Source organism: Sorangium sp. So ce176, from assembly GCF_051519835.1.
GTDB lineage: Bacteria > Myxococcota_A > Polyangia > Polyangiales > Polyangiaceae > Sorangium > Sorangium cellulosum_G.
Genome location: NZ_CP150371.1, coordinates 1,030,884 through 1,051,549 on the forward strand (window position 1 = coordinate 1,030,884; position 20,666 = coordinate 1,051,549).

At 71.8% G+C, this 20,666-nt stretch carries 14 protein-coding genes and 1 pseudogene; 8 read left to right on the top strand and 7 right to left on the bottom strand.

Features of this window, described 5'->3' with window-relative positions:
* Window positions 1-5: 5 nt before the first annotated feature.
* Window positions 6-452, bottom strand: a complete 447-nt coding sequence (locus WMF42_RS03860) for a hypothetical protein (RefSeq protein WP_061612933.1) — start codon at window positions 450-452, stop codon at window positions 6-8.
* 245 nt (window positions 453-697) lie between these two features.
* On the opposite strand from WMF42_RS03860, the gene WMF42_RS03865 reads away from it, so the two are divergent.
* The 3 genes from WMF42_RS03865 to WMF42_RS03875 all read left to right on the top strand — a co-directional run bounded on the left by WMF42_RS03865 (window position 698) and on the right by WMF42_RS03875 (window position 5,168).
* Window positions 698-2,380, top strand: coding sequence for a protein kinase domain-containing protein (locus tag WMF42_RS03865; RefSeq protein ID WP_437690236.1), 1,683 nt, complete (start codon window positions 698-700; stop codon window positions 2,378-2,380).
* A 171-nt stretch (window positions 2,381-2,551) separates the two neighbouring features.
* Window positions 2,552-3,622: a hypothetical protein gene (locus WMF42_RS03870; RefSeq protein ID WP_437690238.1), complete on the top strand. Its 1,071-nt coding sequence runs from the start codon at window positions 2,552-2,554 to the stop codon at window positions 3,620-3,622.
* Window positions 3,623-3,653: 31 nt separating this feature from the next.
* Window positions 3,654-5,168 carry a hypothetical protein gene (locus WMF42_RS03875; protein WP_437690240.1) on the top strand — a complete coding sequence of 505 codons (1,515 nt, stop codon included), beginning with the start codon at window positions 3,654-3,656 and terminating at the stop codon, window positions 5,166-5,168.
* 35 nt (window positions 5,169-5,203) lie between these two features.
* Here the strand turns inward: WMF42_RS03875 and WMF42_RS03880 are convergent, their stop codons facing one another.
* Together WMF42_RS03880 and WMF42_RS03885 are read right to left on the bottom strand one after the other, a co-directional pair.
* On the bottom strand, window positions 5,204-6,673 hold the full coding sequence (locus WMF42_RS03880) for a hypothetical protein (RefSeq protein WP_437690242.1): 1,470 nt from the start codon (window positions 6,671-6,673) through the stop codon (window positions 5,204-5,206).
* Complete coding sequence (locus WMF42_RS03885; RefSeq protein WP_061606740.1) at window positions 6,660-7,670, bottom strand: hypothetical protein; 1,011 nt, start codon at window positions 7,668-7,670, stop codon at window positions 6,660-6,662. Before WMF42_RS03885 ends, WMF42_RS03880 begins: the two co-directional genes overlap by 14 nt.
* Before the next feature lie 459 nt (window positions 7,671-8,129).
* On the opposite strand from WMF42_RS03885, the gene WMF42_RS03890 reads away from it, so the two are divergent.
* Complete coding sequence (locus tag WMF42_RS03890; RefSeq protein ID WP_437690244.1) at window positions 8,130-10,505, top strand: trypsin-like peptidase domain-containing protein; 2,376 nt, start codon at window positions 8,130-8,132, stop codon at window positions 10,503-10,505.
* Between the two features lie 228 nt (window positions 10,506-10,733).
* Here the strand turns inward: WMF42_RS03890 and WMF42_RS03895 are convergent, their stop codons facing one another.
* Both WMF42_RS03895 and WMF42_RS03900 read right to left on the bottom strand, forming a co-directional pair.
* Window positions 10,734-11,642 carry an NmrA family NAD(P)-binding protein gene (locus tag WMF42_RS03895; RefSeq protein ID WP_437690246.1) on the bottom strand — a complete coding sequence of 303 codons (909 nt, stop codon included), beginning with the start codon at window positions 11,640-11,642 and terminating at the stop codon, window positions 10,734-10,736.
* The gene (locus WMF42_RS03900; protein WP_437690248.1) at window positions 11,639-12,187 is read right to left on the bottom strand and encodes a nuclear transport factor 2 family protein; all 549 of its coding nucleotides are present in this window, start codon (window positions 12,185-12,187) and stop codon (window positions 11,639-11,641) included. Before WMF42_RS03900 ends, WMF42_RS03895 begins: the two co-directional genes overlap by 4 nt.
* A gap of 147 nt (window positions 12,188-12,334) precedes the next feature.
* On the opposite strand from WMF42_RS03900, the gene WMF42_RS03905 reads away from it, so the two are divergent.
* From WMF42_RS03905 to WMF42_RS03920, 4 genes and pseudogenes are all read left to right on the top strand, one after another.
* A complete protein-coding gene (locus WMF42_RS03905; protein ID WP_437690250.1) occupies window positions 12,335-13,276 on the top strand; it encodes a helix-turn-helix domain-containing protein in 942 nt (313 codons plus the stop codon).
* Between the two features lie 735 nt (window positions 13,277-14,011).
* Window positions 14,012-15,175, top strand: a complete 1,164-nt coding sequence (locus tag WMF42_RS03910; protein WP_437690252.1) for a hypothetical protein — start codon at window positions 14,012-14,014, stop codon at window positions 15,173-15,175.
* A gap of 253 nt (window positions 15,176-15,428) precedes the next feature.
* A pseudogene (locus WMF42_RS03915) lies at window positions 15,429-15,575 on the top strand (DUF1587 domain-containing protein); the annotation flags it as partial.
* Between the two features lie 166 nt (window positions 15,576-15,741).
* Window positions 15,742-17,085 carry a DUF1552 domain-containing protein gene (locus tag WMF42_RS03920; protein WP_437690254.1) on the top strand — a complete coding sequence of 448 codons (1,344 nt, stop codon included), beginning with the start codon at window positions 15,742-15,744 and terminating at the stop codon, window positions 17,083-17,085.
* A gap of 84 nt (window positions 17,086-17,169) precedes the next feature.
* On the opposite strand, the gene WMF42_RS03925 is transcribed toward WMF42_RS03920, so the two are convergent.
* Together WMF42_RS03925 and WMF42_RS03930 are read right to left on the bottom strand one after the other, a co-directional pair.
* Window positions 17,170-18,687 carry an L-fucose/L-arabinose isomerase family protein gene (locus WMF42_RS03925; RefSeq protein ID WP_437690256.1) on the bottom strand — a complete coding sequence of 506 codons (1,518 nt, stop codon included), beginning with the start codon at window positions 18,685-18,687 and terminating at the stop codon, window positions 17,170-17,172.
* Between the two features lie 479 nt (window positions 18,688-19,166).
* The gene (locus WMF42_RS03930) at window positions 19,167-20,630 is read right to left on the bottom strand and encodes an FAD-dependent monooxygenase (protein ID WP_437690257.1); all 1,464 of its coding nucleotides are present in this window, start codon (window positions 20,628-20,630) and stop codon (window positions 19,167-19,169) included.
* Window positions 20,631-20,666 lie beyond the last annotated feature (36 nt).

The window sequence follows — 20,666 nt, forward strand, 5'->3', positions numbered from 1 at the left end:
ATCCGTCAGCCGAGCTTCGCGGCCAGGGCGCGGTACCGCTCCGGCAGGCGCGCGGCGTCCACCCGGCCGAGGAGCGCGCGCGCGCCCTCCTGCGCGCGGGGGTTGCCCTCGGGCGCGCGGCTCACCGCCTCCAGGTAGAGCTCGAGCGCGCGCCTGCGCTCCGCGGGCGCCTGCGCGGCCCGCCCCCGGAGCTCGAGGATCTCGGCCTGCTCCGCGCAGAGCGCCGCGTACGCGCCGATCTTCTCGTGGTCGCCGAGCAGGGTGGCCGCGCCCGCGGCGTCGAGCCGGTCGAGCATGTCCCGCATCGGGCCGAGGAGCCCGTCGGCGGTGGTGCGGACGAGCAGCTCCGCCTCGTCGAGCTGGCCGGCGCGCCGGAGCCCGGCGATCCGGCCGACGGCCTCGGCGAGCTGCTCGATCATGCGGAGGATGTAGTCGCGCTGGCGGATCGACATGAGCGCTCCTGGTATAGCCGCTCGCGGTCCGGGGCGCGCCCTGAACGTCCACGGAGGTGCGATGGCGCTGCACGCCTGCTCGTGGCACGCGGCGTGTCTGCTCCGCGGCGAGCGTGAGACCGGACCGCGATCGACAGCAGGACGACTGGAAGCGGAGCGACGGCGCCGAGGATTGACCCACATTCAGCGCGGCTCACCCGATGAGGTCCGTTCATGGCGCGCTGGCTCCGCCGCGAGAGAGGCTTATGTCAACGCTGAAGGCGCACCCACCTGCCGGCGCGGGTGTGACGATCAATGGCAAGTACAAGCTCGTCGCGAAGATCGGCGAGGGCGCCATGGGCTCGGTGTGGTCGGCGATCAACGTCGCCACGGGGCGCGAGGTGGCGCTCAAGCGGCTGATCCGCGCGGAGCCGGAGCTCCGGGTCCGCCTCGAGCGGGAGGCGCGGAGCTGCGGAGCGCTCCAGCACCGGAACGTCGTCGATGTCTATGACATGAGCGAGACGGACGCTGGCGAGCCGTTCCTGGTGATGCAGCTGCTCTCGGGCGAGACGCTGGCCGACCTGCTGCTACGCAGGCGCCGGGTCGCGCCGGAGATCGGCGCCGGCATCGGCAGGGACGTCGCGAGGGGCCTCGCGGCGGCGCACGCGCTCCACATCGTTCATCGGGATCTGAAGCCCTCGAACATCTTCTTGCACCGGGAGACCGGCGCGGACGGGTGGGTCGTCAAGGTGCTGGACTTCGGCGTCGCCAAGAACCTGTCGATCAACGACGGACTCCACACGATGCCAGGCGGGATGGTCGGGTCGCCGCTGTACATGAGCCCGGAGCAGGTCAGGGCGGAGAGGAACATCGATCATCGCACCGACATCTGGACGCTCGGCGTCGTCCTGTTCGAGATGCTCACCGGGGAGCGGCCGTTCCGTGGGGACGCGAGCGAGGTCTTCGCCGCCATCCTGACGGGCGAGATCCCGACGCTGGCGCGGGTCCTGTGGCGCGTGGACCGGCGGCTCGTGGACATCGTCGCCCGCTGCATGCGGCGGAACCGCGAGGAGCGGTTCGGGACGGCGGCGGAGGTGGCCGAGCTGCTGGATCGGATCGCGACGGCGCGAGGGGCGCCCCCGTCCGGGCCAGAGAGCGCGCGCGGAGCGCCGGAGGCGGCGCCGCCGCAGGCCACCGCGCGAGGTCCGCTCTCCACGCCGCCCTCGTCCCGGAGCTCGGGCGCCGACGGGACCGCGAGCGCCACGGACAGCGACAGGGCTGCAGCGAGCCCTCGGCGGGATCCTGGGAGCTCGACGACGCCGCTTGTCACGAGCTCGTCCCAGGTGAACCTCGCTGCCGGGGCCGTCCCGCCCGGAGCGCCTGCGCCGCCGACGCGAGGCGGTGGTCCGAAACGGAATCCCCGGGTCGCTGCCGCGGCCGCGGTGGCTGCCCTGAGCGCGGTCCTCGGGGCGGCGCTGGTCCTGCCGGGGCGACGTGCGTCCCGCGAGGAGGCGCGGGGCGCGCCGGCGGCGCCGGTGCCTGTGCGCGAGGGCTCCGGGGCGCCGGCGCCTGTGCGCGAGGGCTCCGGGGCGCCGGCGCTGCCGCCGCAGTGGCCGCCGGAGCCGCGCGAGCCGGGGCCTGCGCCCTCCGTGTCGGCGCCGAGCGCGGCGGCGCTGGTCCCGCCGCGTCCGGCGCGCGCCGAGGTAGGTGCGACGCCGATGTCGGCGGATGGAGCGGGCCTCGGGCCTGAACCCACGGCGCCGGTGCCATCATCCAAGCCGCGTGTGGACGCACGGCCTGCTGGCACGAGCGCCGAGAAGCCGCCTTTGCCCCTCCGGCCTGCGGCCAGACCGCCAAAGGCCGATCCCTGCGCGGGGAAGAAGGTATTTGAACGGATCCTCTGTCGCGACAAGGAAGCGCGAACGCGCGGCCCCCAGGACCCGTTGTGATGAGGAGGGGCGATATCCCGAGGAGGCGGTCGGGCGGACCTCCTGGGCCTGCCGCACCGCAGGGGGCTGGCGGGGCGGCGAGATGAAGGGGATGGCGGCGATCCATCGCCGCCCGGGCTCCCTCATGAATCCATGTCATCGACGCGCGGGAGGTACACCATGGCGGGTGTCTTGACGACTTCTGTCCGGCGTGCGGCCGGAGCGGCGCTGGGCGCGTTCTTCTGCGCGGCGACAGCCGGTGCTGTGGCGCTGGCGCAGACCGGCGGTGAGCCGGGGGCACCGCGCGACGACGGCGCGCTGGCGGCGAGCAGCTACAAGGTTGGGGTGGCGGCGGCCAGGGAGGGGCGCTGGCCGGACGCTTACGCGGCGTACCTCGAGGCGTGGAGGCTCAAGCGGCATTTCCAGATCGCGGCGAACCTCGCGCGGGCGGAGCTCAAGCTCGGAAAGCACCGCGACGCCGCGGAGCACATCGCGTTCTTCCTGCGCGAGGCCGAGGGCGTGAGCGAGCCCGATCGCGCGCTGGGGCGGCAGATGCTCGACGAGGCCAAGGCGCATCTCGCGACGCTCACGGTCGTCGTGAGCCGCGCGGGGGCCACGGTGCTCGTCGACGGCGTCCCGGTGGGGACATCGCCGCTCGGGCGGGAGGTGTACGTCGAGCCGGGGGAGAGGCGGCTGGAGGCGCGGCTCCAGGGCGAGACCCCGGCGCAGACCTCGGCGGCGCTGGCGCCCGGAGCGTCGCAGGAAGTGGAGCTCCGGTTCGCTGAGCGCGCCGCGGCGGGGGCGGTTCAGCCCGGGGCGCCGCAGCGGCGCTCGCCCGCGGCGCCGCGGCGCCCGCCAGCGGCTCCGGATCACGGCGCTTCCGGGCCGAGCACGGCGCTCATCGCAGCGGGCGGCGCGGCCACGGTGCTCGCGGCGGGGACGGCGGTCGTCTTGAGGGTCTTCGCGGATCGGAGCGCTCGGTCAGGCAGCGACGCCGCGGTGCCCGGCGCGGACTCGTGCTATTCGAACGGACCTCCGGCGCTCCATTACACCCGGTGCCTCGTGGTGGACGAGCACCGGACCGAGGCCGTGAGCCTGCGCAATGCCTCGACCGGCGTCTTCATCGCGGCCGGCGTGCTCGGCGCGGCGACGGTGGGCTATGCGCTGTACGGATCGTCGCGGGCCGGCGGAGGGCCAGCGGTGACGGCCGTTCCCGTGGCGCTGGCGCCCGGGGCAGGCGTCTCGCTGCGCGCGCGATGGTGACGATTGAAGAGTGACATGGAGGAGCGACAGCATGCGACATGGTCTGTTCGAGGAGGTTGGTCGATTCCGGTGCGCCGCCGTGCTCGGCGTGGCGCTGCTCGCGACCGCGTGCGAGGAGCCACGGCCGTGCTTGCACTGTGGGCCGGGGGCGCCGGATCCGCTGGACACGTGCGGGGTGTTCGCGAAGGCGAGCGCCGCGTCCCCAGGCACCGGGACAAGAGAGGCTCCGTACGCGAGCCTGCAAGAGGCGATCAACCACGCGGAGAGCATGACGGAGCGCCGGACTGTGTGCGCGTGCGCCGGCGAGCCGTTCACCGAGGCGGCGACGCTGCGCGCGAGGATCGATGTACGCGGGGACTACACGTGCGAGGCGGCGTGGAAGGAGAGCCCGGGCACGAAGAGCACGATCGAGGGGCCGCGGGGGCAGGTCGCGCTGACGTTGACGGAAGCGGCGGGCGGGGCGACGGTGCAGGGGTTCGAGATCAAGGCGGCGGCGGCGACGGAGCCTGGTGGGTCGTCCATCGCTGTTGCCGTGGCGAACATCGCGGCGACGCTGAGGCAGGTCAACGCCGTGGCCGGTGACGCGATGCGCGGCGCAGACGGCGAGACGCCGGCGGGCACGGCGACGGCCGGGGAGGACGCGCCGGCGGGGGATGCGGCGAACGCGTGCGGGGATGCCCCGAAGGGGGGCAACCCCGGAGTGAGGATGTGCGGTACCGTGAACACCAGCGGTGGCGCGGGCGGGCCTGGGGCGGTGTCGGGCTTGAGCTCCGGGACACCAGGTGCGGACGGCAAGCCGATCTCGGATGGGATGCAGACTGGCAAGGGGGGCTTTGTCCTCGAAGGGTACGGTTACCTCGGCCTCCCCGGTGGCCAGGGTGGCCCCGGGCAATCCGGCGGCAGCGGCAAGGATGCGAGGCTGACCCTCGCCGGTGCCTTGGGCGGCGACGGTGCTCCCGGTGGGATCGGGACACCGGGGCAGGGAGGAGGAGGGGGAGGAGGGTCCAACGTACTGGACGTCTGCCCGAATTCAAATGGAACCTTGAGAATCGGAGTCGGCGCGAGCGGCGGGGGAGGAGGCGCGGGCGGCTGCGGCGGTGCCGGCGGCATGGGCGGGAAAGCCGGAGGCTCCAGCATCGGAATCGTGAGCCTCGGGGCACTGCTGGTCCTGGACGAGGTGAGCGTCGAGGTCGGGAACGCGGGTGACGGAGGAAACGGGGCGGCGGGGCAACCGGGCGGGCGAGGGGGGCTCGGAGCAGCAGCCGGCGTTTGCACGAGCCACCCAGATGTGGACTATGCGGGAGTTGGAGGGAACGGCGGTCGTGGCGGTACTGGCGGTCCAGGAGGCGGCGGGCGCGGCGGGTATGCGACCGGCATCGCCTACGCAGGCGCCGCACCTGAGCGCGCGCCGTCGTTCGACCCGTTCCCCCATGGAAGGGCGGGCCTCGGCGGCCTGGATGGACGGAGCTCTTCCGCCGAGGCCGGCGAGCCCGGTGGCGCCGCCGCGTGCTGGCGCTTCGATACGAACACGCGCTGCGCGCAGTAACAGCGCTCCCCCGCGCCTCGATCGACGCCAGCGGCCTATCTGAACACAGGTGCGCTGTCGAACACCGTCGGCTCCGCGGTCTCCGCGGGGGCCGGCGGCGGCGTCCTGCGCTGCGTCCACCTCGCCGGAGCTCGCTGCGACCCCCGGCCCTGCGCCGTCCTGGTGCCTCGCGCAGCCGCCGGCGGCGCTTCCGGTGAGCTCGTGGCCATCCTCGCCTGCGAGGGCGCCGGCGCCGCCATTCCCGGCTCGCTCCCCATCACCGCTGCCGGCGGCGCCGCAACATCCGCTCTCCTCTCCTCCTCGCGCGCCGGCTCCGACAGGACGCCGAGCACCGACGCCACCGCGGCCAGCGTCGCGCTCGCGCCGACGACCGCCCCCTTGATCCAGCTCCGCCACGGCGGCCTCTCCACGACGGGCGGCTTCTGCGCCCGCCCGCCCTCCGCCGCCTCGGCTCGCCCGCCGGCACGGGTCGCATCGGCCGCGGCCTGCTCGCGCCGCGCCGCCTCGGCTTCCGGGCCCGTGCGCGCCGCGCCCTCGGGCGCACCGGCAGCCTGCGCGCCCTGCGCCGCGTAGCGCTCCCGCCAGCCCACAGGCTTCAGCTTCTCCAGCCCCGCGCCATACGGCCTCGCGCTGAATACCGTCCGGGCGATCGCCGCCTCGTCCTCTGGCACCTCCTTGATGCGCAGCAGCCGGCCCTGGCGATCCTCCGTCGTGACATCGCGCTCGGCCACGAGTCGCACCGAGAGCCCGCCCGGGATATCGGCCTCTCGACCGGTGGTGATCGCCGTCCACTTGATGCTCGAGCGGAACAGCACCGCCGCGAGCCTCGAAGCGACCCCCGCGACGGCCTCGAACGGCTCGTCGTCGCCGTGCACGATGACCACCCGCCTCGGCTGCGCGCCCGGATCGGCGGCCCACGCCAAGGAGAGGTCGCTCCGCGGCAAGCGCGGGAGATCGTCGAACGCCTCGACATAGCGCGCCAGCACCCGGGACACGCCGTCCGGATGCTCGAGGACCGCACGCACGTACGCCCGGTAGAAGGCGCCCGCGGGAGAGTCGGAGTCGCCTTCGTTCATCATGCGACGGTGGAACCCGGCCGCCGCTTCGAGCAGCGACGCCGGGCGCACCTCGCGATCGATCGCGGCGATGCCGTGGGCGAACGGCGGGTGCCCCCTGCCCGCGTGATCCGTCGCGCCGCCGATCCGGAACGCGAAGATCAGGGCGATCGCGCCGTGACCTGCCTCGTGCTGCGTGTCGTCGCGCGATAGATTGCCGATCGCGAACGCGTGCGTGCCGTTCGTCTGCGGCTCGATGTATTTCATCAGCCGCGCCATGTGGCTGAAATGCGTCGGGGTGAGCAGGCCCTGGGGGATCTCCGGGCCGTACATGAGATCGATCTGGTGCTCCGGGACGTTCCCGTGGAGCACATGGTACCACGCCGCGTCGTCCGCGGCGCGGTACCGCGGCGGCTCGTAGCCAGCGGCGCTGGTTTCATTTCTGCGCATGGGATCCGACCTGTGGCGCCGAGAGCCGCGCTGTCTGGGAGACGGCCGCCGGCGCGACGACATCCTGCTTGATGCGCTGGAGGAGCTGACCGTCGTAGGCGTGCTTCGGCAGGATGCGCTCGACGAAGTGCGAGAACAGGTGATGCGTGCTGTGGCCGTAGCTCGCCGAGCCCACGAGCACCCGCGTGTCGACGTGGTTCTTGAGCCGCTCGAGCGCGCTGATCAGCGGCTGGTAGTGCCTGTGCGCCTCCTGCTCGATCTCGGCCGGCGTCCCGGAGAGGACGTCCGACTTGTTGATGAACAGGACCACCGCCTTGCACGCGGTCAGCGTCTTGGAGCCGAAGAAGTAGCGCAGCGACTGCGGCTGAAACTCCCGGATCTGATCCTCGATCCGCGCCGGATCCACCTGCCTTCCGTCCTTGATCGCGAGATCGACAACCAGGAGGAGGCCGTGGACCTCTTCCACGACGAGCTCGTGCTGGGCCTCGACGAGGTGCTCTCCGCCCCAGTCGCCGATCTCGAAGACATGCTCGGTCAGCTCTTCCTTGGTGGACACGTGGCTCACGGTCCGCTCGTAACGCTCGATCTTCGTCCCCTGCAGCTTGCCGAGGTCGACGAGGGGGTTGGCCCACTTCAACGTGAGCGATGTCTTCCCGGTCCCTTTGATGCCGAGCGTCAGGATCTTGTACCGCTTCTGCGTGACCTTGGGCCGGGCGTCCAGCTCCCTCCGCAACCACTCGATCTCTCGTTGCTGCGCGTCGAGCCACTCGACCTTCTGTCGCTCCTCGCTCCGGGCGCGGTCGAGCGCCTCTCGGTCCTGGGCGCGCTCGGATCGCGCCTGCTCGAGCTGCGTGTTGGCCTGGCGGAGCGACTCTGCGTTCCGGGCGGCCTCGCGCAGCTGTCCTTTCAACGAGGCCGTCCGGGCTGCGAGCCAGGCCATGCCGGCGCCGCAACCGAGCGTCCCGAGCCCGAAGAGGATCGAATAATCTACAGCCATTTTGACACCCCTCGCCCCGTGGCAGGGTCGACCGAGTCGCTGTTCCCAGCGGACGGCCCGCGGGCGCCCGGGGCCCGTTGGCCTAAGTGCTATCACAGCGCGTCTGGACGACCAGCCGAGTCCGGGCGTTGCCGGTGGCCCGCGACGCCATGTCCGGAACGTCGCTCGCGACGGTGCGGGCCAACGCGCATCCAGCCGCAGGACGCGCTCGACGATTCCATCCCGGTGGCAAATGTCACACCTCGGCGCATTCAACGTTGCACGACCGCACCCTGGCCAACCGGCGGTCGGGCCGGGGACCCCACGGTAAATAGTCCGAAGGGGCGCGCCCCATGGCGGCATCAAGCGCTGTGTGCTGTCCTGGTCCGGGCGGCGAGCGGTCACCTGTGTGCTCCGGGTCGAGGCGCGCCTCCCTGGGGGCTGCTGGGCGGCCATCCAACTCCCGACAAAATTCTGCACATGCACACGAACCAGGGCATCAGGAGGCATCGACGGCGCGGCGCGGCGACGGCGTCGCTCGTCAGCGCGGCCGCATTGACCTTCGTTGCTTGCGCGGATCTCATGGATCCGCCGGCCCCCGACGGCGCGGACCCGCCCCCCGCGACGTCGGCAGAGCCGCACCTGATCCCGACGAGGCCGCCCCTGGAGGAGCCGCACCCGGCAGCGGTGGGGCCGCTCCGGACGCCGGAGCTTGTCTCCGGCCAGGACCCGAAGAACGCCCACCTCCGCGCCGTCGGTTCGATGTACCGCCATTGCACCGCTTCCCTCATCAAGACCGGCGACAACGTCGACGCGCCCGCCTACGCGCTCACCGCAGGTCACTGCGTCAAGTATCCTTTCGAGACGTCGATGTATTTCGGCGTGGGCGTCGACGAAGACCCCGAGGGCACCCTGGTCTTCACGTTCAACTATTTCCACGATACGCCCGATGACGAGCTGGTCCAGGCGATGGGGACCCGGATCGCATATGTCACGATGAGGGGAGCCAACCTGGCGCTTGTCGAGCTCGATCGCACGATCGGTGAGCTCCAGGCGCTCGGCATCGAGCCGCTCCCGCTGGCCGACGCGCCCCCGGCCGCGGGAGAGCCCATCGAGCTCGCCGTGGTGCCGGTGGAACACGACGGGGGCGAGTACCTGGAGGAGTACGTGCGCCGCGCCCGCTGCGCGGAGGGCGGCAGGAGACCCGACGTGATCGAGCACCAGTGGCACTGGGTCGACATGCACGTGAACGACTGCCAGGGAATGGGCCCCGGCGCCGCAGGCGGCCCGGCGCTCGACAGGCGCGGGAGGGTGTTCGGGGTCTTCAACACGCATTTCAGGACGGCCGAGCCGCCGGAGCCCTGCTATGTGGACTACCCGTGCGAGGTCGGCGACGGCAGGCCCGAGCGCGGCGTCGAGGGCGCCAGCTACGTCGCGGATGCCACGGCGATCGCCGCGTGCTTCGACGCCGGCGGCCGCTTCGACCTAACGGCCGCCGGCTGCGCGCTCGATCCGGGGGGCCATGCTTCCTTGAGCAAGGCGCCGTCGCGCGTCGCCACGCCGACGCTCGGCGAGCCGCCCGAGCCGAGCGGCTGGGACGTCCGCTTCTCCTCGGCGTCGGATACGCACTACCGCTACAAGGTCGGCCCGGCAGCGAGCGTCGACTGCCGCTCCGCCGACGGCTACTCCGACCCGATCGCGATCGAGGACGACCGGCTCGCGAAGCTCCCTGTGCCCGCGGAGGAAGGGCTCTATGCGATGTGCGTCCTGACCGGCTCGGGCGACGTCGGCGGCGCAGCGTGGCAGTCGACCGATCACCCGACGGTGATCGTCAAGAAGGTCCGCGCGGCCTCCAGGGTCGAATCGGGCCCCGACGCGGGCGATGTCACGACGGAGCAGGCGTTCGACCTCGCGAACCGGGCGGTGGACGCCTACCGGGACCACCTGCGGGATCACCGGGCCCGCTTCGCGGTGACCGTGGGGGTCGTGACCGACACAAGGATGGAGATCACGGCCGATCGCACCTGGTACATCCACCTGGGCCTCGACTTCCGCAAGGAGGGCGTGACGCCGCCCGACGTCGCCTCGTTCATCGCGTGCCACGAGATCGGCCATGCGCTCGGGGGGTTCCCCTTCAAGCGATCGCCTCCTCAGTACAGGCAGGTCGAAGGGCTGGCGACGGGGCAGTACGGGACGGTGAGCAGCGCGGAAGGCCAGGCGGATTACTTCGCGACCAAGGAATGTCTCCCGCGCCTCTGGTCCACCGAGCGCGATGTGAACGCCCTGTTCCGTGAGCGGGTGACCGAGTACGCGAAGGCGCGCTGCGACGCGGCGTGGGAGGACGTCGGCGCGCAGGACCTGTGCTACCGGATCGCCGCTGTCGCCGAGGGCTTCGGTCGCTGGGCGCGGAGGCCGGGCGACTCCCGTCCTGTCCCCGAGCTGAGCACGCCCCACGCCGGCGAGGTGATGGTGACGAACGAGAACAACCCGCCCCTGCAGTGCCGGGTCGACACCATGCTCCAGGGGGCGCTCTGCGGGATCAGGTTCCGCGGCACCGCCATTCCCGGCCTCATCCCGCCGTACGAGCAGGTGCTGACGTTCAGCCCCGAGGTGGAGGCGGCCGCGGCGCCCGACGCGTGCACCGAGGGGCCGGGCTCGCGCCCCCGCTGCTGGTTCGCGCCGAACGCCACGGCGGTCGACTGCACGGGCATCCCCGAGCTGGGGATGTGCGACGTGATCGATGGGCGACCCGCCGTCGTGCAGTGCAGCGCGGCACGCGGCATCGAGACGTTTGTCTGCGCGCCAGGCTCGAGATGCGAGCTCGAGGCAGACGGCTTCGCGCTCTGCACCGAATAGCACCTCTCCCCGGCCGTGCTTTCCTTCGATCCCATGAGGCCGGTCGGCGTCCGGAGAGCCGCCGTCCAGCCAGCACCGGACCCCATCACAAGAGCTCGGCCATGCGGACGCCAGGCGTGATCCACGGCGCGAGGACGATTGTCCTGTGGAGCCCGCAAGGCTGCTTTGCGCGGCGCGCGGCGCGCGGCGGGCCCAGGGCTCATGGCCCGGCCCGGTCGATCGGGGAGCTCACGCCGTCGCGCCGTCGCGGCGCGCGGCGGGCGGATCGCGGAAGACGTGCGCGTGGGCGCGCGCGACGTCGCGGAAGGCGCGCGGCGCGCGGCCGGTCACGCGCTGGACTGTGTCGGTCACGCGGTCTTCGGCCCCATCGCGGATGGCGAGATCGAGCCGCACGAGGAACGCGGCGTAGGCCGCGGGCATGCCCCCCTGGACGAGGTGCGCGCGGGCGGCGTCCTCGTCGGCGCGGACGTGGCGTATCGCGCGGCCGGCGACCTCGGAGAGGATGGCCGTCACGTCATCGTAGCTGAGCGCCTCCGGACCGGTGATGACGTGCGCCGTGTCATGCGGCGTGTCGTCGAGGAGCGCGCGCGCGGCGACCCCCGCGATGTCGTCGGCGTCGACGAAGCCGACGCGGCCGCCGCCCGTCGCGGTCGTGATCTCGCCGCGGGCGGCGATCGCGGCGAAGTGCGGGTGGCGCGGGTCGATGAAGTTCTGCATGAACCACGAGGGTCGCAGGACGGTCCACTCCGGCGCGCGCTCGCGCAGCGCGCGGTGGACGGCGCCGATCCCGGGGGCCCCCTCCGGCACGGCCGACGCGCTGAGCAGCACGAGGCGGCGAACCCCGGCGGCGAGCGCGCGGCCGACGAAGGGCAGCATGAGCGCCGAGGGGTCCTCGACGGCCGCGGGCGCGACGAGGTACGCGCGATCGACGCCGCGGAGCGCGGCGTCGTGCGTCGCGGGATCGGCCCAGTCGAAGCGCGCGTGCTCCAGGCCCTCGCGCGGGGCAGGCGCCGCTCGGCTCGCGACGCGGACGCGCGCGCCGGCGGCCTCGAGCCGCGCGGCGATGGCGCGCCCGGTGGTGCCGGTCCCGCCGGTCAGCAGGACGCGCGGAGCGCCGCTGTCAGCGCGCGCGCTCACGGCGCCACCGCGCGATCCGCGCCGGAGGCCGCGCCGGAGGCCGCGCCGGAGGCCGCGCCGGAGGCCGCGCCGGAGGCCGCGCCGGCGTGCGCGTCGATGTCGCCGAAGGCCTCGAGCGCGGGCGCCGGATTCCAGTACTCGCGGTACCGCGCGACCTTGCCGTTCCTCGTGACGACGAGCATCACGTAGTCCTGCTCGTAGCGCCTGCCCGCGGGCAGGATGGTCGCCGAGCCGTGCACCTCGGCGAGCGCGACGTCGGGATCGGTCGTCGGGTAACGGCGCAGGTCCCGGAGCGAGAGGTCGCGAAAGCGCTCCAGCATGCCCTCGAAGTGGCGCCGGATGGCCGCCTTGCCCTCGAGCACGGCCGGCGCGCCGAGCGCGGGCGCATACGGGAACTCCACGACAGCGTCGTCGGCGAAGAGGTCGAGCCAGCGCTCCGGGTCGCGGCCGATGAGGGCGAGGTGCGCGTCGAGCGCCTGCGCGGCGGTGAGCGGCGGGGGCTCGGGTGATGCATGCGGCGGGGATTGCGGGCTGAGGTGGTCCATCGGGATCGTTCCTTTCGTGGCGGCGAGGCCGTCGTGCGTTGTGACGAGGCCCAGCGTAGGGACGCCGCGATCGCCGGGCGTCCGGCTCCGCGATCCGCGCGTCCAGGGTTGGCGCCGGCCGTCGCGCGCCGTAGAGTCGATGGCGCCATGTCCGCCGCCTTCGACGAGCTGGCCCGGAGCGTCGTGGTCCGCGAGACCGAGGTGCTGCGCTTCGCGCTCGGCGATCGCTGGGGCAAGCGGCGGCCGGCGCAGCGCGCGTCCGCCCGGGTGTACGCGGCGATGCACGGCGGCGGCTGGGTCGACGTGATGGGCCGGCGGCTCGCGCTGGGCCCGGGAGAGCTCGTGTTCCTGCCGCGCGCCGACGAGCACGCCGTCCGCGATCGGCCGTCGACGCCGCTCGCGCACCCGGAGGCCGTCTGCGTCGGGATGCGCGCGGTCGGCGACGGCGCCCTGGCGACGGCGGCCGCGCCGGAGACGCGGCTCGTGATCGTCGACCTGCACCTCGACGCGGCGGGCGCGCCCTGGCTCGCGCTGCTGCCGCCGGCGGTGCATGTCACGGCGGAGGCGCCCGGGCTGGCGCGCTGGCTCAACGAGACGCTGGCGCTGCTCGCCGGGGCGCCGGATCTGTCGCCGGCGCTGCGCCGCGCTGTCGGCGAGGCGTGGGGGCACGCGCTGTTCGCGAGCGCGCTGCGCGACCCCGGGGCGGCGCTGCCGCGGCGGGAGGCGCTCCGGGACGAGCCGATCGCGGCCACGCTCGCGCGGGTGCGCGCCTCGCCCGAGCGCGCGTGGGAGCTCGCGGACCTCGCGCGCCAGGCGGGGCTCTCGCGCTCGGCGTTCGCGGCGCGCGCGACGGCGCTCCTCGGCGAGCCGCTCGGCCATCACCTGCGCCGCCTGCGCCTCTCGCGCGCCGCGGTGCTGCTCGGCGAGACGACGCTCCCGGTGAAGGTCGTCGCCGCCCGCGTCGGCTACGACAGCGAGCCCGCGTTCGCGCGCGCCTTCGCCCGCGCCCACGGCGTGAGCCCCGTCGCGTACCGGCAGGCGAGGCGGCGAGAGGAAGGCGCGCTCGAGGCCGGGCGCGCGGGGGGATGAGGCGGGGGCGCGGGGGAGCTCTCCGCCGCCCAGACAGCCACGCCCGCGTCCGGCGCGCCTGTGCCCGGTGCCGGCGCGTGGACCTCATGTCTCCCAGCGGGTCAGAAGAGCACGGCAGTCGAGGAAGTGGAGCCACCAGTTGTTGAGCTTGCCGTCGGACACGCTCGTGAAGCGCGGGATGGGGCCGGACATGAACTGATCATACCCATCGTCGGTGCAGCCCAGGCGGTGCACGACACGCCGGTGGTGACGTCCTGGAGGAAGGAGTAGTACTGCCAGCAACGGCGGTCGCGGAGGCGACGCCGGCGGCGGGCTGGGCGGCGCATCCGTCGGCATCGCCTACGTGGCGCCCAACTTCGCCGTTCGACCCGGGACCACCATGATTGCCGGACGCCCCGGTGACGGCGGCCCGGCGTGGCGCGACGAACGACTGGAGAGGAGCGGCCTTGGCCCCATCTCCTCCAAGCAGCGTCGTTCGTGACAGAAGGCGTGGGCGAGGTGAGCTTACGTGAACCCCAGCCGTTTCTCGATCATACCGAGCGCTTTGGGATTATTTTTACGTTCTACCCTCACCGAAGACTCTCTGTGCTATAGGCCCCGTGTTTGCACCTGGATCAGTACAATCGTCGAGGGTATCTCATGAAAATCTCTCCCGAACGCTTCGGGGTCGTAGCATCAGCGTGCGCCGTGGCCGGTCTCCTCGCTCGTGGAGCCTCTGCGCAGTCGGCGCCCTCCGTGGAGACCAAGTACGTCGAAGCGCCTGCGACCGATCCGGGGCGCGTGGAGGGCTGGTCACCGGGGTTGCTCCTCGGCGGCACGTTCAACCTGGCCAACAACCGCAGCGTCGTCGGGCAGGCAGACGGGACAGGCGTGTCCGCAGGCTTCATGCTGGAGGGCTCCCTCGACTTCAATCAGGCCGCCCATGAGCTCCGCATGACGCTCGGGGCTGGCGCTGGCGTGACGCGCACGCCGGCCCTGGATACATGGGTCAAGACGCGCGACGCGCTCGCCTTCGAGGCCATTTACCTTTACCACGTCGTGCCCTGGTTCGGGCCGTTCGGCCGCTTCGCCCTCGATACGCAGATGTTCCCTGGCAGCGACCCGCGCTCGACGCCGACGACCTACGCGATCACGCGCGCAGACGGGACGACCGAGGCGATCACCGGGACGCGCCTTCACCTGAGCGATCCGTTCCAGCCAGTGACGCTCAAGCAGTCGCTCGGCGTCTTCGTCCAGCCTGTCAATCGGGAGTCCATTCTTGTCGAGGCTCGCGCCGGCGCTGGCGCGCAGGAGGTCATCACGTCGGGCGTGCTCGCCCTGGGGGACGACGACGGGACGCCCGATGTCGAGGTGAGCGAGCTCTCGAGCTATAACCAGCTCGGCGCCGAGGCTGTCATCGAGGCCTCGGGCGCGCTCCGTGAGAAGCAGATCACGTACAGGGCGGGCATCGCCGCCCTCTTGCCGATCGTGTATTCGGATCTGGACGCAGGCGACGAGCGCGGCGCGCTGGACCTCATGAACGTCGACATCGTCGGGGGGCTCTCCTTCAAGCTCGTGGAGTGGGCGTCCCTCGACTACCAGCTCCATGTCGTGCGCCAGCCGCAGCTCATCGATGCGTGGCAGGTGCAGAACAACCTCCTGCTCACGCTCTCCTATGCCGTGGGCTCGAAGGTGCCAGGGCTGCCGCCCTGCGTGCCCTGCAGGCCGGTGCCGACCAAGGCGGAGCCCGCGCCAGCGCCTGCGCCTGCGCCGGCCCCGGAGCCTGCGCCTGCGCCGGCCCCGGAGTCTGCGCCTGCGCCTGCGCCGGCCCCGGAGCCCGCGCCCGCGCCTGACGCGGCGCCTGCGCCGGACGCTGCGCCTGCGCCTGCGCCTGCGCCTGCGCCTGCGCCGATGCAATGATTGAGCGCGGCGCGAGCACGCCGGCCGGGGTGCCCTCGTCGGCGCCAGGCGTGCGGCGATGCCGGCGACCTCCTCGCGCGCGGGGGGCGCGCTCCTCCCGGACCGCGCGCCGGTAGCGCGGCAGGGATCCACGTCGCGGCGAGCCGCAGGCTCACGCTGCGACAGAAAAACTTCGCTCCGGCAATATCTACTCTCGTGGTGAGCCGGTCCGATGGCGATCTGCTACTGCCATCGTTGAAACCACAACAACAGCGTGCGCGACCTCTTCGGCGGCACGACGGGGTCGGCCTTCCCGCTGCCGGGCGAGGACGTCGGAGATCGCTTTGGCAACGACGCGGACACGCTGGCGGTCTCGAGCCTCTTGGCCGAGCGGCCGGGCACCGTCGCGGAGGGCGTCGCCCAGCGCGCGACAGCCACGAACACGACGAACCCCGTGGTCCGCGGTTCGTCCGTGGCACAAAGTGAAGCAGCTCCTGATCGAGCTCACGAAGACGGATCCTTTTCACTACACGGCTGCACGATAGGGGGTGGTCATCATGTCGAAACTCCGCTTGAGCCGACGTGCCATGCTGCGAGGCGCCGGCGCCATCGCCATCGCGCTGCCGTGGCTGGAGGTCATGGGAACCGAGCGCCCGGCGCGCGCGCAACCCGCGCCCGCCCGGCGCTTCCTCGCCGTCTACACGCCCGGCGGGACCGTGATCGACCGCTGGCTTCCGACCGGCACCGAGACGAGCTTCACCCTGGGTCCCATCCTGGCGCCGCTCGCGCCGGTGCAGGACCGGCTGCTCGTCGTCGATGGCCTCGACATGAAGAGCGCGCGCGGGGAGCAGCACCAGAGCGGGATCATCGCCTGGCTCACGGGCACGGAGCAGATGATTGAAGCGACCGGCTACGCGAGCGGGCCGTCCATCGATCAGGTGATCGCCTCCCGGATCTCCGCCGGTCAGAAGGCGAAGGCGAGCCTCCAGCTCGCTGTGCGCTGGGCGACGGGCAAGTCGCACGGCCTGATGTCGCCGATGAACATCGCCAATTTCGAGGGCACCGCGCCGTACAGCCCCATCCCGCCGCGCCTCGATCCGGTGGATATCTTCACCGATCTCTTCGGCACGCTGGACCCCGGCGCCAGCGACGACGCCGCCGTCCGCCTCGCGCGGAAGCGATCCATCCTCGACTTCCTCGACCGGCGCTACGCGACCCTGTCCGCGCGGCTCGGCGCCGCCGACCGGCAGAAGATCGACCAGCACCTCACGAAGATCCGCGAGATCGAGGTGAGCCTCAGCAGCCTGCCGGCCGCGACGAGCGCCTGCCAGCCCCCGGATCTTGTCGACACGTCGGACTATAACCCGCTCACGGGGCTCAACGCGGACGACAACGGCTCGATCGTGGACAGCTCGACCGACGCGGCGATCCCCAAGGTGGGCAAGCTGATGACGGACATGCTGGTGATGGCGCTCGCCTGCGACATCACCGCGGTCGGCACCCTGCAGTGGAGCGACACCGAGGCGAAGCACACGTTCCCGTGGCTGAACCTGGCCAATAACCACCACTTCTACCAGCATAACGGCGGCTTCAGGCCGGCCGAGTGCGAGCTCATCCACACCTGGTACTCGGAGCAGCACCTCTATCTCTTGCAGGAGATGGAGAAGGTCGACATGGGCGGGCACTCGCTGCTCGACGAGAGCGTCGTCTTCTTCGGCTCCGAGATCTCGGATCCGGCGTCCCACAGCAAGGCGAACATGCCGTTCCTGCTGGCCGGCGGCGGCGGGGGCCTGCGGACCGGGCGCTGGGTCCGGTACCCGAGCCTCCCGCACAACAACCTGCTCGTCTCGATCTTGAACCTGTTCGGCGACCCCCGGACCAGGTTCGGCTCGCTGGCGTACTGCACCGGGCCGCTCACGAACCTCACGTAGGCATTCCCCGCGATGCATGGCTGAAGGCGAGCTCCGCCGCCGGCGCGGACGGCCGCGGTAGCGGCCCCGGGCACCGAGCTCCTGTCACAGATGCTCGACCGTCGTGTGCTCGTAATACTCGACGAGCTCCAGGCCGGACCCGTTGAGCCCCGCCTGGGCGTTGATGTAAGGCAAGGCGTCCCGGACGGCCTTCATCGTCGTGGCGATGGCACGCCGGGTCCCCACGACCAACGCTGTGTGGTGCTCCACCGCCCGCCGCGGATCGGTGACGTAGCGGAAGAGCCTCTGGATCTCCGGGATGTACACGCGCCCGCGCGTTCCGAAGGTCTGGATGCGCTCTTCCTTCACCTGGCCCACGCCGCCGTACATGAAGATCTTGCCTTCACGCGCGTTGGTACAGGGGCGCAAGAACGCGCAGGTCCCGGGCTTGAGGTCTCCGTCGACGGCTCCCCAGCTGTTCTCCCGCCCCACCACGTCCGCCAGGATCTGGTGCTCGGTGATCCTGGAGCCTGGGTGCATCACGCTCTTGGCCCACACCCCACAGTGGAAGAGATCCACCTCCTGCTTCTCGTCGTCGAACATGTTGTTCCAGTCCCCCAGGACCGGGATCAGCCCCGAGGCGCTCTGCAGCATGTACATGCCCATCCAGCCGGCAATGTCGGTCTCGCAGGCGGCGGGCAGCAGGCGCTCGGAGAGCATGCTCATGCAGGTGCAGGGCATGACCCCCACCTCGCCTCCCACCTGGTACTTCTGCATCTCCGTCCAGCAGCGCACGGCGATGCCGTCGAGGTCGTTCTCCTCGACGAAGCGGTCGAAGACGACGCCCATCCGCCCGATGGCGTCCAGCGACGCCGAGGGCACCTCCTCGGCCCCGAAGTGCTCGCGAATCTCGTCTTTCTTCGACGACAGGCGCGACGGAGGCACGTTGCGCATCTGGCGATCGAGGGCGATCAGCTCCAGCCCCACGGTGCTCAAGCCCAGGTGCCCCAGCAGCTCGGTGGACACGGTGGTCACGGTCTGGAAATCGTCCGGCCCGGAGCCGACCAGGCCGAGGCGCACGCCTCGCCCTCGCCGACGAAACTTCGAGGCCAGCACGCAGGTGGCGTGAAACGCCCGCAGGTCGTCGGCGAAGGCGACCGAGTCGACAGCTTCGCAGTGCTTCGAGGTGAGGGTGTAGGGATAGCCGATGTGGCGCAGGGCGTTGGTCGCGGAGAAGCGACCACAAGCTCCGTCCCGGCGCCCTCGCTGTCCCATCTTGCCCTGACCGCGCACGTCTGGCTCTGTGTGAATCAAGACGGGTACGTTCAGATCCGCCAGGCGCAGGAAGTCCCGGATGCCGTTCTCGTCCGAGAAGTTGTACATCGAGCAGACGACCCCGATGGCCCCGCCGCCGTCCACCCCGGCGCGGTGCTCCTGCGCCTTTGCCGCGGCACGCTTGGCGTCTGCATAGGTCTCTACATTGCCCAGGTCGACGTATTCCACTGCATCGCCGAGCAGCCCCCGCACCACGGAGGCCGTGGCCTGGGCGCCCTCCACGGCGAAATCGGTGGGAAAGCTGCCGCGGTTGCCCATGAATCCCAAGATCACCGGTTTCCGGCTCATTGTCGTCCTCCTGAAAAATGCTCCAAGTCCGCGAACTCGAAGCGCCTCGCCCCGAGCCTCTCTCGGCCCAGCCGCGCGGACGCCTCCGGGTAAACCCCAGTCTTCGGTCGTCCCATCAATGGGGACGTGCTGCGGCGGCACCTGGCGAACATCGCCGAGCGTGCCCGGGAGTCCCGAGGGGCCAGGGCAGCCGGCGCGACGCGCGTCGCGCGCAGCAGCGTCGGCCGGCTGTCTTCCCCTCGATCGCTCAGCTCATCGAATCCACCGATCGACGACCTTCTCGTGCAGCGCCTGCTGACCGCTCGTGAGCGCGACCTCACCACAAGGGAAGCGCTCTCTGCCTCCCGTCACGACGGTCATGAAGCTCTTCAGCCCGTGCTTTCCGTGTGTTTACATCAGAGGAGGGGCTTAGGCAAGACTATTTACGAAGTGGCGCCAGGGTGCCGGCCTCGGGACCTGGGTGGCGTCATCGCCTCCAGCTACGCCCCCGTGGGCGGACCGAACCACGTGGTCAGGGCCTCACGAAGGCCCTGGTCCGTGCCGTCTCCCACCCACGCGACGTATCCATCGGGCCGGATCAACACGGCCCTGGGCGCCGCGACCGCGCCGAGCACCGGGAGCGCCCACGCCCCGGCGTACAGCGCGTCGACCCGCTTCACCCGATGCGCCCAGGGACCGAGATCGAGGGCCCCGGGCTCACCGAGGTCGAGCAGCACCGGCCGGGCCTCGTGCAGCAGCGTGAACATCCGCCGTGGCCCGCCCTCGGTCTCCACGTCCAGATCGGGCATGCGGCGGCCGAGCAGCGGGTGTCCCGGGCCGAGGTCGTAGCGGATGTCCAGACCCGAGATCAGCCCGGCGTACCGCTTGCGCGCCTCCTCCAGCATCAACAGCTCGGCCATTGTCTCGCGCAGGGCCTTCGTCCGCTCGTCGCCCCGATGGACAGCGGTCGCCGCCATGGTGTGCTTGAGCACCCGCGCCCCGACCGGGTGCCGCTCGGCCTGGTATGTATCAAGCAGGCTCTCCGGCGAGGTCCCGTGGACCACCTGCGCCAGCTTCCACCCCAGGTTCACCGCGTCCTGCACCCCGAGGTTGAGCCCTTGCCCGTTCGCCGGGGAGTGCACGTGCGCCGCATCGCCTGCCAGCAGCACCCGCCGCTCCCTGTACGACGCCGCCTGCCGGGTCGCATCGCTGAACCGCGAGAGCCACGTGACGCCGTGCACCCCGAAGTCGGTCCCGTAGGAGGCGACGAGCGCCTCGCGCAGGTCGTCCACGGTCGGCTCCTCGTCTTGCCGGATCTCCCTCTCGCACAGCACCGCCCGCGCCCGCTTGCCGTCCTCGAGCGGCCCGATGCCATAGACACCCTTGTCCCCCTGGCGGATGCCCAGCGCCGGCTCGACCATCTCGCACTCGGCGACCAGGTAGCTGACCGACGGCTCCCACCCCGGGAAGCCGATCCCTGTCTTCTTGCGGATCAGGCTGCGCCCACCGTCACATCCGACGAGGTACGCCGCCCGCAGCGACAGCCCGTCGGACAGCGCGACATCGACCCCGGCGTCCTCCTGGGCGAACCCCGTCACCTCACACCCGCGGTAGATCGGCACCCCGAGCTCCGCGACCCACGCGGCGAGGATGCGCTCGAAGTGCTTCTGCCACAGCGCCAGCCCGTAGTTGTGGCGCGTCGGAAAGTCGCTGATGTCGAGGGGCGTCGTCGCGAACGACGCTGTCTGAGCGATCTTCCCTTCCGCGAGGAAGCGATCAGCAATCCCGCGCTGATCGAGCACCTCGATCGTGCGTGCGTGCAGCCCACCTGCGCGCGACCCCGCGAGCTCCTGGCTCTCGCGCCGCTCGACGATGGCGACGTCCACCCGCGCCAGCGCGAGCTCCCCCGCCAGCATCAGCCCCGTCGGCCCCCCACCAGCAATGACCACTGCGTGCTTTGTCATGGCCAGGGAGTGTGCGGCATGATCCGGGGCTTCCAG

Coding starts and splice junctions, on each gene's coding strand:
- WMF42_RS03860 (WP_061612933.1), bottom strand. CDS start 452: ATGTCGATCCGCCAGCGCGACTACATCCTCCGCATGATCGAGCAGCTC.
- WMF42_RS03865 (WP_437690236.1), top strand. CDS start 698: ATGTCAACGCTGAAGGCGCACCCACCTGCCGGCGCGGGTGTGACGATC.
- WMF42_RS03875 (WP_437690240.1), top strand. CDS start 3,654: ATGCGACATGGTCTGTTCGAGGAGGTTGGTCGATTCCGGTGCGCCGCC.
- WMF42_RS03880 (WP_437690242.1), bottom strand. CDS start 6,673: ATGCGCAGAAATGAAACCAGCGCCGCTGGCTACGAGCCGCCGCGGTAC.
- WMF42_RS03885 (WP_061606740.1), bottom strand. CDS start 7,670: ATGGCTGTAGATTATTCGATCCTCTTCGGGCTCGGGACGCTCGGTTGC.
- WMF42_RS03890 (WP_437690244.1), top strand. CDS start 8,130: ATGCACACGAACCAGGGCATCAGGAGGCATCGACGGCGCGGCGCGGCG.
- WMF42_RS03900 (WP_437690248.1), bottom strand. CDS start 12,187: ATGGACCACCTCAGCCCGCAATCCCCGCCGCATGCATCACCCGAGCCC.
- WMF42_RS03905 (WP_437690250.1), top strand. CDS start 12,335: ATGTCCGCCGCCTTCGACGAGCTGGCCCGGAGCGTCGTGGTCCGCGAG.
- WMF42_RS03920 (WP_437690254.1), top strand. CDS start 15,742: ATGCTGCGAGGCGCCGGCGCCATCGCCATCGCGCTGCCGTGGCTGGAG.
- WMF42_RS03925 (WP_437690256.1), bottom strand. CDS start 18,687: ATGAGCCGGAAACCGGTGATCTTGGGATTCATGGGCAACCGCGGCAGC.
- WMF42_RS03930 (WP_437690257.1), bottom strand. CDS start 20,630: ATGACAAAGCACGCAGTGGTCATTGCTGGTGGGGGGCCGACGGGGCTG.